The sequence below is a fragment of the Aquabacterium sp. CECT 9606 genome (assembly GCF_918741295.1).
Lineage (GTDB): Bacteria > Pseudomonadota > Gammaproteobacteria > Burkholderiales > Burkholderiaceae_C > Aquabacterium.
In genome coordinates, this window is record NZ_CAKKNB010000004.1 from 1 (window position 1) to 13505 (window position 13505).

General features: G+C 58.7%; 18 protein-coding genes. 1 reads left to right on the plus strand and 17 read right to left on the minus strand.

Going from position 1 to position 13505, the window contains the following annotated elements; translation table 11 throughout:
• Positions 1-124: 124 nt before the first annotated feature.
• From LQ232_RS17225 to LQ232_RS17255, 7 genes are all read right to left on the minus strand, one after another.
• Positions 125-838 carry a hypothetical protein gene (locus LQ232_RS17225; protein WP_230181630.1) on the minus strand — a complete coding sequence of 238 codons (714 nt, stop codon included), beginning with the start codon at positions 836-838 and terminating at the stop codon, positions 125-127.
• 5 nt (positions 839-843) lie between these two features.
• Positions 844-1242: a hypothetical protein gene (locus LQ232_RS17230; protein WP_230181631.1), complete on the minus strand. Its 399-nt coding sequence runs from the start codon at positions 1240-1242 to the stop codon at positions 844-846.
• A gap of 5 nt (positions 1243-1247) precedes the next feature.
• Positions 1248-1883 carry a hypothetical protein gene (locus tag LQ232_RS17235; protein WP_230181632.1) on the minus strand — a complete coding sequence of 212 codons (636 nt, stop codon included), beginning with the start codon at positions 1881-1883 and terminating at the stop codon, positions 1248-1250.
• 33 nt (positions 1884-1916) lie between these two features.
• Positions 1917-2363: a hypothetical protein gene (locus tag LQ232_RS17240; RefSeq protein ID WP_230181633.1), complete on the minus strand. Its 447-nt coding sequence runs from the start codon at positions 2361-2363 to the stop codon at positions 1917-1919.
• Positions 2364-2418: 55 nt separating this feature from the next.
• Positions 2419-2817 carry a hypothetical protein gene (locus LQ232_RS17245; protein WP_230181634.1) on the minus strand — a complete coding sequence of 133 codons (399 nt, stop codon included), beginning with the start codon at positions 2815-2817 and terminating at the stop codon, positions 2419-2421.
• A gap of 30 nt (positions 2818-2847) precedes the next feature.
• The gene (locus tag LQ232_RS17250; protein ID WP_230181635.1) at positions 2848-2976 is read right to left on the minus strand and encodes a YHYH domain-containing protein; all 129 of its coding nucleotides are present in this window, start codon (positions 2974-2976) and stop codon (positions 2848-2850) included.
• Between the two features lie 371 nt (positions 2977-3347).
• Complete coding sequence (locus tag LQ232_RS17255; RefSeq protein ID WP_230181636.1) at positions 3348-4427, minus strand: hypothetical protein; 1080 nt, start codon at positions 4425-4427, stop codon at positions 3348-3350.
• 256 nt (positions 4428-4683) lie between these two features.
• Here LQ232_RS17255 and LQ232_RS17260 point away from each other — a divergent pair, with 256 nt between their 5' ends.
• Positions 4684-4890: a hypothetical protein gene (locus tag LQ232_RS17260; protein ID WP_230181637.1), complete on the plus strand. Its 207-nt coding sequence runs from the start codon at positions 4684-4686 to the stop codon at positions 4888-4890.
• Between the two features lie 16 nt (positions 4891-4906).
• On the opposite strand, the gene LQ232_RS17265 is transcribed toward LQ232_RS17260, so the two are convergent.
• The 10 genes from LQ232_RS17265 to LQ232_RS17305 all read right to left on the minus strand — a co-directional run bounded on the left by LQ232_RS17265 (position 4907) and on the right by LQ232_RS17305 (position 13473).
• Positions 4907-6889: a hypothetical protein gene (locus tag LQ232_RS17265; protein WP_230181638.1), complete on the minus strand. Its 1983-nt coding sequence runs from the start codon at positions 6887-6889 to the stop codon at positions 4907-4909.
• A gap of 2 nt (positions 6890-6891) precedes the next feature.
• On the minus strand, positions 6892-8793 hold the full coding sequence (locus LQ232_RS17270) for a hypothetical protein (RefSeq protein WP_230181639.1): 1902 nt from the start codon (positions 8791-8793) through the stop codon (positions 6892-6894).
• Positions 8794-8805: 12 nt separating this feature from the next.
• Positions 8806-9528 (minus strand): hypothetical protein, encoded by a 723-nt coding sequence (locus LQ232_RS17275; RefSeq protein ID WP_230181640.1) that lies wholly within the window; start codon positions 9526-9528, stop codon positions 8806-8808.
• A gap of 92 nt (positions 9529-9620) precedes the next feature.
• Positions 9621-10352: a hypothetical protein gene (locus tag LQ232_RS17280; protein WP_230181641.1), complete on the minus strand. Its 732-nt coding sequence runs from the start codon at positions 10350-10352 to the stop codon at positions 9621-9623.
• Positions 10353-10361: 9 nt separating this feature from the next.
• A complete protein-coding gene (locus LQ232_RS17285; protein ID WP_230181642.1) occupies positions 10362-10775 on the minus strand; it encodes a hypothetical protein in 414 nt (137 codons plus the stop codon).
• A 24-nt stretch (positions 10776-10799) separates the two neighbouring features.
• The gene (locus tag LQ232_RS17290; RefSeq protein WP_230181643.1) at positions 10800-11435 is read right to left on the minus strand and encodes a hypothetical protein; all 636 of its coding nucleotides are present in this window, start codon (positions 11433-11435) and stop codon (positions 10800-10802) included.
• Positions 11435-11560 carry a hypothetical protein gene (locus LQ232_RS23545; protein ID WP_256450079.1) on the minus strand — a complete coding sequence of 42 codons (126 nt, stop codon included), beginning with the start codon at positions 11558-11560 and terminating at the stop codon, positions 11435-11437. Before LQ232_RS23545 ends, LQ232_RS17290 begins: the two co-directional genes overlap by 1 nt.
• A 137-nt stretch (positions 11561-11697) precedes the next feature.
• Positions 11698-12207, minus strand: a complete 510-nt coding sequence (locus LQ232_RS17295) for a helix-turn-helix domain-containing protein (RefSeq protein ID WP_230181644.1) — start codon at positions 12205-12207, stop codon at positions 11698-11700.
• Between the two features lie 12 nt (positions 12208-12219).
• A complete protein-coding gene (locus LQ232_RS17300; protein WP_230181645.1) occupies positions 12220-12438 on the minus strand; it encodes an AlpA family transcriptional regulator in 219 nt (72 codons plus the stop codon).
• 174 nt (positions 12439-12612) lie between these two features.
• Positions 12613-13473, minus strand: coding sequence for a hypothetical protein (locus tag LQ232_RS17305; RefSeq protein WP_230181646.1), 861 nt, complete (start codon positions 13471-13473; stop codon positions 12613-12615).
• Positions 13474-13505 lie beyond the last annotated feature (32 nt).

The following is a 13505-nucleotide window of genomic DNA, read 5'->3' on the forward strand; positions in this document are numbered from 1 at the left end:
GCTTGAGCCCATCGGCTACATCCCACCAGCCGAGGCTGAGGCAAACTACTACCGGCAACTCGCCAATCAGGTCAAGACCATTGCCTGACTTAAACCAACCGGCCTCCACAAAACCCGGGGCGGTTCAGTCCACCGGTCGATCCTTTGCTAGCGTGGTTCGCCTTAGGGTTTTGTCTTGAGCCCACAGGAGCGGATGCGCGTGTCTATTGTGGAGGGCCGCATAGAGTTCCATCAGCGCATGACTCTGATTGATGCAGGCTTCAGCAAGCGGTCGGTCAATCAGGCCTTGAGAACCTTCGTGCATGAACGCATTGCGGCGTTTGGCCGCAAGGTGGACATGTCGATCTAGTGCCAAGTAGTCCAGGCTTGCCTCGGCAGATTCGTCTGCCAACATCTCTGCCCACTTCTTCCCTGTAAGCATCGGCAGTAGCTTGGTTAACCGTTGCATGTAGGTTGCGTTGTCCTTAAGCATCCGGTCAATGTCAGGAGCCGGATGCCGTTGAGCACGCGCAACACGCTCAATGAAATAGTTGAGCAAGACTTCGCGAAGAGTGCAGAAGAAGAGAACAACCGAGACTTCGCGCTGCTGGTGATCTTGCCAACTGTTAGGAGGCAACTCCGCGTGAAATGACGACTGCATCATGTCGAGCAAGGTGGTAACGCTCCATGGATAGAACAGTCGGCAGCCATCTCCTGAAACTTTGCAAGTCGAGCAGACGTGCCCATGGGTCATCCGGTCGGTGTCCCGATCGATGATGCGGCAGGACTTGCACTCCATATAAGCGCCCACAAGGGTGCTTATAGGTTGTCCTTCAATTTCTGAAAGCTGAACGCCCATATCTTCTACTTCTGGTGAGCGGCTTGGTCTAAATCTGATGTTGGGCAGGTGCTTGATCGGCGGAAAACCAGTGGCTCGTACTCTCCAGTTTTGAACTCGCCCCTTGATTGCAGCAACAGGCACTTGCCCTTGCGGCCGTAGTTGAATGAGCAGAAGTTCTGACCAGTGCCGGAACATTCCTCAACTTCAATGATGCCGGCGCGGTAAATCTCGCCAGCATTGCCTTGCTGATTCCAGCGGCGACCATCAGCGTCAACGCCGAATGTCTCGACTGGCTTCCATCCTTTTGCTAATAGCTCTGCGCGAGCAACCGATAGTGGGACGGACTTCTCTTCGGCATGAACTAAGCCGGCGAGGCTCAGTAGTAAAGCTAGGCCGGCTGTAGCGGGGATGAGTTTTGGCATTGGAACTAGGCCGCAGGGACCGGGTCTTCGTTAGGCGTTTGCGCCGGTGCAGGCAGTGCTTCAATCTTTGCTTTGACGCGTCGCGCAACAAGCACGTCCCTGGCATCGCGGCCCACAAACCAGGCGAAGAACAGGTAGACGCAGAACAGCAATAGGGCTGATGCGTAAGTGGCAAGCGAAAGAACATAGAGCAATGGAACCAGCACCGTTGAAACGTATATCCCCATGAGCACTACGATGAAAAAACTGCCCCAGAACACAACAGCCGCCCCCACGCCGAGGTGAATCCAGATGCGACCATCCTGGACCTTCAAATAGATATGCGCGGCTCTCAGCTCAGTCAGAGAGAATTTATCTGTGCTCCAAAGCTGACTGACGACTTTAATGAACTCAGGAGAAGCGGTTCGACCAATGATGGCTCGAAAGACTTCTTCCTCGCGTGCGCCAGCTATCAAGCCTTGCAGAGCCTCGTTCCCTTTGGCTTCGTCTGCAAGGAAGGCTAGCTTCTTGAGGCTACGTCTTTGCAAGTGCCCATCGTGGAACTCAAAAATTCCTTTGATAGTCTTGAACAATGCGGCAAGAGCGCCCGCAATGGTCACGTAGAGGGCAGGCCCGGACTTAAGCGCTTCGAAGAGTTCCATGGTGTTAAATGAAGATATCAAACTGGCCCACCATCATTGAATGATGCGCTTGACCACGTTGCTCAGCATGGGCAACTTCAAGAACTCAACAACCACGTTGAGCACCAAGGCACCTGCGGCAACCCACAAGCCAACCCGCGTATAAAGATTCGAGCGCTTTAGTTGCTCGTTCTCAGATTGCCGCCTCTGAAGCTCTTTTGCTGCCTGGTACAACATGCCCGAATGATTGGGGAAGTGAAAACATTGACGCCGACGCTCCGTTTGAAGAATGACCTTTTGCCTATCGATGGCGGCGCCAGATACCGCTTCATCCCAGACGCCCATATGGCAGCAAATCGTGTAGTGAGCAAACGATCGGGAGGGCTCATCTTTGATGGCTAGACGATCCGATTCAGACAAGACAAATGAAACTGGGTGGTCGCCTGGACCACGGTACTCTTTGCTTAGGAAGTGACATGAAAGACAGTTGTCACGTGGCATTGCTCGGTCCCATTCTGATGGAGGATCTTCCTTCGAGGACTCGCCTTTTGGCCGGCTACTGGGCTGCAGTCCACCGCTCAAGAGGACACTTCTTGTTGTACGGAACCATGGTGTTCTCATTCAGGACGAAGGTTCTATAGCTGCTGCCCTTCGCCATAGCGGCGACGATCATTTGGTAGTTAGTGCCAGTCATCCCAGCGAGATCGATTCGCAGCACCACGGAGCCCTCGGCGCCGAACTTGGCCTGCTCGCGCCAAGGGGCCCCAAGAACTTGAACACCTCGGAAACGAGCGGTGTGGTGATAGCAGTTCAGCGCCTCAATCGCAAAGTCCGCAAGACTTGCTTGGAGCTGTGATGCCTCTACATGTCCTGGTGCGTTGTAGCTGTCAATTGCTGCTGCAGCTGCCTGTGGGTTTTGCAGCATGAAGGCAAGGATCATTGAAGCCGGTTCCATGTCTCATCCCTGAAATTGTTTACGCCGAGTTCAGCGGTGGCAGTGGTAGTCGCCGGTCTTGCGGTTGTGATGACAGCCGTCTTTGTCCAGGCCACCGCCATGTGCCATTGCTGATCCAACTGCAAACAGCACGGTCAATGCCGCGAATAGCTTCTTCATGTACTTCTCCCCGCTCGGCTCCCACCGTAGGCTTCGGCAGCGGATGCCGAGGGCGCTAGCCTCGGGGATCTGTTACCAAACGTCAACCCCGTGTTTATGCCGGGCATCATTCGCTTGGCAAAACTACTTTGGTTGCGAGTACAGGATATGCAAACCAGAGACGGCTCTCCACAGGGCGGGAGTACCTTTGCCAAGTGGCTTGCGGGTTTGGGCGCGTCAATGGCAGGCCAGCCTGAAGCAGGTCCCCAGAGGGGCAGGCGCATCAAAAGTCTCTGGGATGGCTTGCGGGGTCAGGATTTGAACCTAGGTGGTCGCAGTGTTGAAGGCATTGGCGGAGGGCCTTGAGCGCAGCGTCCTGAGCCTGGAGCAAATCAGCTCTGCCGGCGCCGCCAGGCCAACCCTGCCAGCGCCAGTCCACCAATGCCCATCATCCAAACCGACGATAGCTCGGGCACAGGCGTCAGCACCACCACCTGCCGATACCTGGTTTGCGCCAAGATCTGCCCCTGCTCATTGATCGCCACTGCGCTACCTAGTTGCAGCCTCAGACTTGGGTCAATGAGGCTGTTGAGGTCAATCGCCTCGCCGTCGCGCCAAAGCATGGCTCTGCCGGTTTCTGGCTGGTAGCCATCGGCAATGCCCACAGCCAGGCCGGCGTCGTTGATCCCAAGGGCAATGCTGCTATTGCCGGTTTCACGCTGGTCCAGCAAAGTGGCCTGCCCCTGCTGGTCCCACACGGTGGCTCTAGCGTCCCAGCCGACTCGCGAATATCCGATGGCCGAGCCAAGGTTGTTCAAGGCCATTGCGCGGCCCGACAGCAGCGTCACTTGGGTGCCGGATAGCACGAAGCTCTGCTGGTCAACCGTTGTGTCACCAACGACATCTCCGCGTTCGTTGATGTCATAGGCGGCCGTGCCGTGGGCGCCATTGGTCAGCGCTGAGATGTCGGCAAACGAGCCATCGTGGTGCCAGACCACCGCGTTGTTCGTCTTGCCGCCATCAGTGGAATACCAGCCGGCGATATCACCCGCATTGTTGATGGCGTTGGCGACGCTCTGCACGTTGCGCACAGGCTCGCTGGAAGAGATCACGACCGGCAATGCCTGCGTCTGGCCGTTGCGCCACACGTAGGCCTGCTGGGTCCACAGATAGGCGCCTTGCGAGCCTACGATCTCGCCCTGATCGTTGATGTCGCCGGCGAAGCTGTTGATCCAGTCGTTGTTCGGGCCGATGTAATCGCGACCCGATGGGCCAAACTTCACCGCGATGAAGTCCCCCGTGCTCTGGCGGCTCACTTCGCCGACGGCTTGACCTAGGTTATTCAAGCCCCCTGCATTGATTGCAAGCCCGCTGCCACCGACAATTTGCACGGTGTAGCCGATGTCGGACCAAGCGGGGCTGGCAAGGGCCAGGCTGAACGCGATGGCAAAGAATTCGCGCTGAAAACGCATGTTTGGCTTCTCCCTGGTGTGTAAGCGGCATCAATGCAGATCATACCCAGCCACGTAGTTAGATAGTCGCTCGTCCAGTCCCCTGCTCGGGGGGCGCTGTAGGCAGACATACTACGAACTGATCGACTGATCAGCCTTCGCGATCGCTTCGGCCTCCAGCTTCTTGACCTCAGTCGATGTAGCAGTTCAATTGACCCACTTTCGGCCCTTGCTGCCTGGGTAAGATCAGGTCTTTGATCTCCGCAAGGAGTAGGCCGTGGAAGACCTCTTTACAGACTACCTGCTGTTCAAGCTGCTTGTGGTGGTGGTCATTGCCGCAGTGGTTGGCGCCTATGAAGGCTGGACCGGGAAAAGCGTCTTCCCGCGAGAAGAAGCGCCAACCCCCCAACAGAAGCCCGCCAAGGAAATGGGCTACGTCGAAGAGGTGGCGCCTCAAAGGCAGATCCCCTCAGACAAGGCGTGATGCCTTGCCGATGGCTTTACTGCGCAAGTACCCCCGGTGCACTTCTGAAGGCCAAAGGCAAAGCGCGTTCGCCTTGCTGCTGAATCCGAGCCAGGAATTCAGCGGCCATGCCCGGCTTGGACAGTTGGGGGTAGGCAGCCTCAAGCAGCGCCAGCCCCTCAGACGGATCGAGCAGACCTTGGGTAAGGCGCTCTTGCAATCGTTGGTTGGCTGAGCTGTAGAGGGCATCAGCACCTTTGCTCAGCAAGCCCCCGATCATGGTGGTGCCGGGGATCTTGCCAAGCAATCCACCCACGGGGGCGCCTGGCATCCTGTTGGCGGTGGCCAACTTCTGAACAGTATCGGAGCCAACGCCACGGCCAGCGTTCTGGGTGAAGTCCAGCCCCTCTAGCGCGCTGCGCACTGACCCTAGCCGTTGGTACTGCCCTGGCTCCAGCACGTCCGCCATGGTCGCCTTGGGATTGCGTATCGCCGCCTGTGCCGTCTTGTCGCCGCTGGCGCGGTTGTAGGCGTTCAGCGTGAGGGTGCGCTTTGGACTGATCGCCTTTTGCGCGACTTGCTCAAGCACATCGAATTGATTGACGGGCTTGCTCATGGCTGCGTACTCGGCCCTGGCTGCAGCGTAGTCGGGGCTCAGCTTGTCCAGCACCTTCAGAAGATCGCCTTGCAGGCCAGAAAGAATCCGCTTCTGGTTCGGAGTTGCAGCGTCCCGAATCATTGCGTCAAGTTCTGTCTTGGCGTAGTGCAAGCCGCGCAGCGAGCCAGCTTGCCCACTGATGTCAAGGCCTTCATTCTTTGCAAGCGTTCTGGCCCGGTTGATAGCCTCCTGCATGGCAGGCTTCTGCACGAGGCTGTCAATCTGCTTTTGCACGGGCTTGGTGATCAATGCCGGATCGATTGGGTTGCTGTACGCCTGCTGATAGAGCTTGTTGGCCGTGGTGTCCCGTGACGCCTCGGTGAACATGCGTTGACCATCTCGGCCCGCCAAGTCTTCCAACTCGCTCACCAGCAAGTCCTGATTGCGTGCGGCCGTGTTGCTGTAGCCATTCATCGCAAGGGGATCGACCGCTGTAGCTGTGCGCTGCATCGCTGCAAGGCTTGGCACCCTGGCCACCTCGGCCGTGGTCGGCTGATAGCCCGCAACGGCTGGGCCGGTCTGCTTGTACTTGCGCAGCGCATCTACTGCGCCGTCTAGCTCGGGGCCAACTTGCTGGCTCATGAATTTGCCAAGTATGCGTTGGTCGTTCTTAGGGTTCAGTGGCGCAATGGCATCCGAGACCTTCCGAACACCGCTGGCTGTTGATCGGGCGAGCGTGCTGACGCCCTTAGCGGCGAGAGGGAGCGCGCCACCGATCATTGCGCCAGTCCCGGCCGATTCGGGGTCGATGGCGCCAGCTGACAGCCCGCCGTTGACAGCGCCACCACCCGCGCGGATTGCCATATTGCCCGCCTTGCCTGCCAGCGTTGTGGCGGCGGGTGCTCCAGTGCGAAGCCCACCCGTCGCAACGGAGGTGCCCAGCTTTTCCAGCATCGGCAGGCCAGCGCGCGTGCCGACTGCCTTGAGGCCAGCACCGGCCACGCCGCCAATGGGCGCGGTCATGACGATGTCACCCACAAGGCGCCCGGCGCCATAAGAGATCGGATTGCTGGCGTTCTCCTGATCCATCCATCTCATGGCCTCGGGGATACGGTCCAGGTATTCAGCCACGCCATCGGCGCCGACAAGCTTGGCGCCTGCCTTGACGGGAGACAGCAAGGTGTCGCCAATGCCGGCCGCGCTGCGCCACAGGCCTTCAGCGCCGGATCGCGCCAGGCTGCGGCCTTCCTCCTGTGGCTGCGATTGCTTGGAATTGCCTTGCATGTGCCCAACAATCTCGGCGTCGTTGTACCCGGCCTTGCGAGCCCCGGCAACGTCAAAGCCGGATTGCTTGGACAGGTGTTCGACAATTTCCTGGTCGGAATAACCGGCGCGTTTGGCGCCTTCAATATCAAAATCCATGATCACTTCCTTTCAAAGTTCGACAGGGACGGGCGCTGCCCCTTGGTTCCATTGAACTGTTCCAATGGCGGGCGATTGGCTTTCTGTGGCGCTGGGTTGGACCGGTAGCCCTGGTCCCGGCTGTACATGTCCTGCATGGCTTGCTGCTCTTGTTCGTACAGTTGCTTGAACCGCGTGAGCTTCTTCTTGGCCGTCGCCGCATCGTCCGTTGCCAAAGGGATGAATGGCAACAGGCGCGGGCTTTCCGAAGCCGTCACGGCTGCGCCGCTGCGGTCGTGCAACACCAAGGAGCCAATGTCGGAAATCATCGCTCTGGCGTCGGTGCCCTGTGGGTCGGCACGATTGAGCACCGATTGAGGCAAGTAGCCTTTCCAGCCGGTTGCGCTCTTGTCGCCCTTAAGCGCGCCAACATCTTTCCCGTCCAGAAGTTCAATGGCCTGATTAATCTTGGCCAGGTTCTGGGAGTTGGCAAGCATGGCCGTGTTTGCCGCGCCAGGGATTGCCGCAAGCGGGCGAGACACGGGGTTTCCATCTGGCCCAGTGATAGGCGAGCCAGCCCCCGAGCGTGGATCAACCAACATCGGGCCTTGGTCGGTTTGCACAACGACCCCACGGGGTTGATCGCGGTCAAGCGCAATCCGCTGGCCGGCACGCCGATCTGATGCGACTTCGCCAGGCGTCATCGTCTTGGGCAGACTTTTGACCTCCCGCAGTGTCACGGGGTCCAGTGCGATTTCTTGCCCGCCCGTGTCGCGCCAAACGGGCTCCTTCCAAGGCTTCACACCTGTGTTGATGGGCTTGCCGTATTCATCCAGCCCAACCATTTCAATGCCGCCGCTTGCTGAGGGGGCTTCGACATATCGGGAAACCTTGGGGGCGCCCCAGGTGTTCATATCGGCGAGCGCGCGGGCCTCTTCGATGCTGTAGCCGTGGCGCAAGGCATCCAAAGGGTTGATGCGGGGCTGGCCAGCTTGGGGAGCGTTGGCCGCTTGAGTTTGCGGCGCCGTGGCTGGGGCGGGGCCAGCGTTCTCGCCGCCTGGAGTGGAGGGCAGGCCGCTCAGGTAGTTGACCTTGCGCTGCTTCTGGTCGAGTTCGAGCCTGTCGGCATCGTTTTGGGTTTGGATGCCTTGGTGCTGCGCGCCCAAGAGCTTGACGCGTTGGCCGTCCAGTGCTTCTTGTTGCTGCGCCTGTTGTGCGCCCTCATAGCCTTGGAGCCCTGCCAGGCCTGCTGCGCCCGCGTTGTTCCATGGGCCGACGCCTTTGCGTCCCGCGTTGGCGGCGTAGGTTAGGCCGCTGCTGAGCAGGCCTTGTCCGACCGGTGAGCCAATGAATTTACCCATGGTGGCAAATAGCCCTTGCTCGGGCTGCGGCGCCGCTTCCTTGGGCATTGGCTGCGGCTGAGCTTGAGGAGGCACTGGGGGCTGTGTCATGGGTGCCGGAAGTTGGGGCAAGGATGCCTCTGCGCTAGTTCCGCCGTTGTTCACGCTGGCGGGCTGAGTTGCGGGCACGCTGGGTGCCTGGCCTCCTTGGTTGTTCCAGAAGTTAACCTGCTGCTGCTTGCGAAACAGGTCAAGCGCCGCTGACTGGTTGTGGGTGGTCAGGTTTTGAACCTGCGCGTCACCGAGTTTCTGCCGCAACTTGCTTTGCGCGTCCTCGCTCTCCTGGTTCACTGCGCCGGTGTACCCATTCAGTCCGGACAAACCGGCTGCACCCAGGGTGTTCCACTTGCCCATTCCCTTGCGGCCAGCATTGGCCGCATAAGACAGGCCAGTACTCAGCAGGCCCTGCCCAACTGGCGAGCCGAAGAACTTGCCGGCAGTGGACAACAGGCCCTGAACAGATGAAAGAAGTCCGCCTTGGGGGGCAGGCTGCGGTTGGTTGTAAATGTCATCGTAGATCGCCATTTGATTCACCTTTCATTGACGTTCGTCGTCGTGGTTGTCATCCAGGCGGGCGGCATCCGCCTTTGCCTGGCTCTGGTCGTCGCACGGAATGGCACCGGCAAACGCAAGTTCTTGGAACCATGAGGCGCCTGGCGTGGCTGGCATCAGCACCGCCGCAGTCAGTCCCGCATGGATCGCGCGAGCAGCTAGGGCGTGGCCTGCCGCTTCGGTTTGGTCTGTCGCATACACGTCGATATGCAGGGTGTCGCCGGGCCAGTCGAACGCCTCCAGCCCCTCACAGCCTTGTACGGCGCACACCGTCAGACATTCATTGATGCGCAACACCGCGACTGCATCGGTGATGCCCACCGTGACGCCCACGACGCCTGGGGTCTCGTCGCTCAGTTGAAAGAACGTGCCTTCACTGATCGACTCACTGAACCAGTGTGTTTGCCAAGGCTCCAGCACTGGTGCGAGCCCGGTGGCTCCCAGATACAGGATCTCGATAGCTGCTATCTCGCCGTCGCCCCTGCTCAGCGGGAACACCACGGCTGGGTGATGGCCCAACACCTCATTTGTGCCAAGAGTGAAAGGAAGGCGAGGGTGCAGCCGCACAGTTGGCGGCAACCCAATTGGGAAGCCGCAAGCGTGCATCACGGCTTCAATGGGATCACCGGCTTCAAGTGGCCTTGTTTCGGCAAGGATGGCGCGCGCCGCGTGGCCATAGTCGATTGGTGGGCGGATGGCCTTTGACATGTGTTGATGCCTACTCATGGTCTTGACTGAAATCGTTGATGAAGTGACGTTGCTTGCGAAGGGATGTCCGCAGTTCTTTGAGCAGTTCCCGTTCAAGCTGGCGCTGATTGCCCTTGAACGCGTTTTGAGAGGCGCTTGCCTTGCCTTGGGGCGTCTTGGGGCCGGTGGACTTCTCCCATGGCCGCCATGAGCGGATCAGCTCCGCCTGCCTTTGCTTTCGCTCCGAGGTCCAGCCGTTCGCCATGTGATTCCTCCAAAAGTTGGTTTTGCGTGGTTTCTGGTTTTGCCGTGGGCGTGGTGGGTTGCGCTGGAGCCCCGTTGTTCACGACTTGCTGGTGCCCATTGGCAAAGTTCGCTTGCTTGGCATAGACCACGGGCGGGTTTTGAACCGCTGCCAAGCTCTCCAGCGTCATGCGGCACTGGTTCTGCGCCTTCATGGCCAGCTTCATGTGTGCTTCGTACTGCAGCAACGCGTCCTGCTTGATGCCTCGTCGGGACAACTCCACAAAGATGGTCTGCAGTGCCATGGCCTGGCCGTAGAGCATGGCCAGGCTTTGCTCCTTGTAGGCGTCCGGCTTCATTGATTCGTGCAGCTTGGTTACCAACGCGTCGCTATTGATGTCCGGCATTGCTGGCTTGGAAAACGGGGCGATGACACTGGCCGCAGCAGTGGCTGGGTCCAACCAGAAAGCGGCGTTTGCTTGGTCGCTGTCGTTAGCGAGCGGGCTGAAATTGACGACCGTCACTTTCCTCATGCCAGGAGGGATGACCTCCGGGAGGTCGTTCTTGGTGGCAGCCGCCAGGGTGCTTGATTTCTTGGTCATGAGGCCACCTCACATGGGGATGCAGATCTGGCCGCCAGCGTTCTCGGCGCCGGGTGCAACCTCGATGTCTGGGGACTGGATCAAGTCCATGTCGCTCACCAGGTCGGCCAGTGACTGGGCAATGAACTCTGTTGCCGTCAATTCAAGCCCGACGCCTTCGCCTGCATCGATGGCCCCACCCAGCATCTTTTCAAGATCGCGCGCCTGCTTGGCTACTGTCTTGAGCCGGTCGGCCAGGCGGTTCAACAGCTTGGTGGTTTTGTTCGGCATGGTGAAGCCCACCATTGCAGCTAGGGTCTGAACCTGAACCGGGTGCAGGTCCACCACCATGCTGCCGTCGATGCTGGATTCATCTTCAAGACGGAATAGGCCGCTAGGTAGGGCTTCGATGGACAGAGAGGGGAATGTTTGTGTGGTGTGCATGTTTGTGTTCCTTTGCTTGCGTGCTCACGCTGCAAGCGCCTTAGATGGCATCTCTAGATGGTGTCCGTGTGGCGGTACAGAGGAGGGGGTGAAAAGGTGAGCAATAGGACCGTGGGGCGGTACAGTGGGCGATGGCCCTGTACCGTGGGGCGGACCTATTTGCGGCCCTCCTGTACCGTGGGGCGGGATAAGGACTGCGTTTTTGGGCTGGTCCCATTTGCGATAAAGCTGGTCCCGCGTCGGCTTGGGTTTAGATGGCACGGTCAGGCTCGGCTGATAGGCCCCCTTGCGGAAGGCCTCAAACGCTCCAGGATCGAATCCGGGATGGCGGTCGAGGAGTTGCCATGTGATCGCGTACCAAGACGCCTTATGGGGCCGATGGCCTTTGACGGTTTCGAAGATGAATCCGCCGTCCAGCAATTCGCGCTTGGCCTTGGTCAGCATGTCTGCCGACTTCCAGCCACGATCAGCCATGAAGGCGCGCGACAGCAGCAACCGCCCGTTGTTGTCCCGGACGTACTGCCGCGCGACCTCAAGCAAAAGCGCGCGAGCGTGCATGGACAGGCTTTGGTAGGCCTGGCAGTCCATGACAGACCAAGGCAGCGCAATGAAGCCACCAGCGTCACGGCCCGAGTCCTTGCGCTGCTTTGGTTTGCTCATCAGCCCCCCAGCATCCGCAGCAGTGACGCGGCGGCGCGGTTGTCGGGGCAGGGCGAGAGCAGGCCACGAGCAGCGCAGGAGGCCACCGCCGAGCCGTCACCCAGGGCATACAAGTGCCACCCCAATCGGCCGAATCCATCCCTTAGCCGGTCGAAGGCCTGAAGTTGATCATTTGGCTCTGTGCATTTGATCGGGTTGCCCTGGGCCGTTGGCGTGGTATCCAGCGCAATTGCTTTTGGGCCTGACAAAACTTGGGCGCAGCTCATGCCGTCACCTCCTCGGCGGCATCGCGGGCCAGGAAATAGCTGCCAACACGGTGAAGCACGCCAGCCTCTGTTTCCGTTCGAGCCCATGCCAGTTGAATGGGATGGCCTTCACGGACTAACTCAAGCTTTCGGGGGCGCGGGTCGGCGATGTCCAGGCAGCGCTGCGCCTCGAACACGGTAACGCTGCCAAGCGTTTGGATTGCTGTCAGCAAGCGAGTTCGCTGACATGCGCTTGCGGTGCCCGGAATTGAGTCGCGAATCGCGTGCAGCGCCGCGATCTTTTCGGGCGAGGCCGCGTAGACCTTCAGGCCGATTCGTGCACTGCGGGACTTCGCAATGACCTCCGTGCGGGAGTCCTTCACCGTCTTGCGTTTATGCGCTAGATCGGTATGATTCAGGTGTTCGCTGTTTTGATTGAGGCCCGACACCGTTGGCGCGGTGGTTCGGGTCTCGCTATTTTCGGCAATGGCTTCGCCTGCCTTGGCGGCATTTGTTGGGGTATGCATGTTGACCCCCAATCAAGCAGCGACCATCGATTGACTAGCTTTCGCTGCAATGTATGCATCGAGTTGCTGTTCAATGAAGACGGGCGATTTGGGGCCGAGGTAAACGGGCTTGGGAAACTCAGGGTCGTTCTTGACCTTGTCCCACAGCCAGGTGTTGCCTTTGTCGAATTTGGCGCGGGCCTTGGCGGGGGCCAAGCAGCGTGCACCGGCAGGAATACTTGCGAAAGACATGTAGCTCTCCTGCGAGTGCGACATGAATCCGTTCTAGGCCGCACCCGCACGATTGAGATTCATCGAACGGATGCGCAAATATGATTGGGCCGCCCCATTTCTTGGGTGCCAGAACTGGCCCTAAATTGGCCTCGCTATGAGCATGTTCAAAGAGGCCGCAATCCGGGCCGGTTCTCACACTGTGGCGGCCTTTTCCTTTTTGTACTCGCTGATCTGTTTTGTGACGGCTGTCTTATCTGGATTCTTTACCTTTAGCGCTGAGAGCTGATAGATCAGGGCTGGCGGAATATCTCCAAATAGACGAGCGGCCTCTTCAGATAACAGACGGATGAACTTGCGGTCATTTGTGTATGAGTCCACGCGTTCGCGCCGCTCAATGCTGGTGATGGCTTCTAGGGCTGCAAGTCCTTGCAGGAACTTTGTTGATTCGGGGTAGTTGATTCCAGCCTCATTCAGCAACGTGGTTGTCGAAGCTATGTTCCTGAGTCGCTTCGCCGCTGCTATAGCTTGGGCCCTTTCATCAGCATTGGGTGGGCTACGAAAATCCGAATCCATGAAGGTGGCAGCACAGGCCGCCAATTGCCAAAAACGAAAAATGGCTATGTCATCGGCAAAGGCTTTCTCGGTTTTTCTTCGTTTTCTTATCGCGTCAAAGGATTTCAAAGCACTTTGAATGGCAGGTTGCATTTGTAGCCAGGAGAAAGCAACAAAATTCTGCAACCACGCTTCCAATTGCGCCACGCGGTCTTCCCGCCGTTCCCCAAGGCGCTTCCCATCATCTGGGATCTCTGGCCCTATTGAAGTCAGCATGTCTGCTAACTTCTCTGGATAGAGCGGCGCGCCTAGCAATGTCATGGCTGTCGGCCCCGGCGACTTTGGCTTAGGTGGCGTGAATAGACCGAGGAGGCCTAGATTGCTGCCCATATCAGCCTTGGAAATCTCAAGAATCGGTGGCGGGGTTGCTGCTGATTGGCAGCTTTCAAGATAGCCTCTTAGCTGGAACAGCTCATTAAAATTCGGTCTTTTGGCCAACATGCACCCCCGTGCGCACCCCGGATAAGGAGCCC

What these genes read in the sequence shown, in the direction of transcription:
- LQ232_RS17285 (WP_230181642.1), bottom strand. Translation starts at nt 10,775, where the DNA reads ATGCACACCACACAAACATTCCCCTCTCTGTCCATCGAAGCCCTACCT.
- LQ232_RS17270 (WP_230181639.1), bottom strand. Translation starts at nt 8,793, where the DNA reads ATGGCGATCTACGATGACATTTACAACCAACCGCAGCCTGCCCCCCAA.
- LQ232_RS17290 (WP_230181643.1), bottom strand. Translation starts at nt 11,435, where the DNA reads ATGAGCAAACCAAAGCAGCGCAAGGACTCGGGCCGTGACGCTGGTGGC.
- LQ232_RS17265 (WP_230181638.1), bottom strand. Translation starts at nt 6,889, where the DNA reads ATGGATTTTGATATTGAAGGCGCCAAACGCGCCGGTTATTCCGACCAG.
- LQ232_RS17295 (WP_230181644.1), bottom strand. Translation starts at nt 12,207, where the DNA reads ATGCATACCCCAACAAATGCCGCCAAGGCAGGCGAAGCCATTGCCGAA.
- LQ232_RS17245 (WP_230181634.1), bottom strand. Translation starts at nt 2,817, where the DNA reads ATGGAACCGGCTTCAATGATCCTTGCCTTCATGCTGCAAAACCCACAG.
- LQ232_RS17240 (WP_230181633.1), bottom strand. Translation starts at nt 2,363, where the DNA reads ATGCCACGTGACAACTGTCTTTCATGTCACTTCCTAAGCAAAGAGTAC.
- LQ232_RS17230 (WP_230181631.1), bottom strand. Translation starts at nt 1,242, where the DNA reads ATGCCAAAACTCATCCCCGCTACAGCCGGCCTAGCTTTACTACTGAGC.
- LQ232_RS17250 (WP_230181635.1), bottom strand. Translation starts at nt 2,976, where the DNA reads ATGAAGAAGCTATTCGCGGCATTGACCGTGCTGTTTGCAGTTGGATCA.
- LQ232_RS17255 (WP_230181636.1), bottom strand. Translation starts at nt 4,427, where the DNA reads ATGCGTTTTCAGCGCGAATTCTTTGCCATCGCGTTCAGCCTGGCCCTT.
- LQ232_RS17280 (WP_230181641.1), bottom strand. Translation starts at nt 10,352, where the DNA reads ATGACCAAGAAATCAAGCACCCTGGCGGCTGCCACCAAGAACGACCTC.
- LQ232_RS17300 (WP_230181645.1), bottom strand. Translation starts at nt 12,438, where the DNA reads ATGTCTTTCGCAAGTATTCCTGCCGGTGCACGCTGCTTGGCCCCCGCC.
- LQ232_RS17225 (WP_230181630.1), bottom strand. Translation starts at nt 838, where the DNA reads ATGGGCGTTCAGCTTTCAGAAATTGAAGGACAACCTATAAGCACCCTT.
- LQ232_RS17305 (WP_230181646.1), bottom strand. Translation starts at nt 13,473, where the DNA reads ATGTTGGCCAAAAGACCGAATTTTAATGAGCTGTTCCAGCTAAGAGGC.
- LQ232_RS17235 (WP_230181632.1), bottom strand. Translation starts at nt 1,883, where the DNA reads ATGGAACTCTTCGAAGCGCTTAAGTCCGGGCCTGCCCTCTACGTGACC.
- LQ232_RS17275 (WP_230181640.1), bottom strand. Translation starts at nt 9,528, where the DNA reads ATGTCAAAGGCCATCCGCCCACCAATCGACTATGGCCACGCGGCGCGC.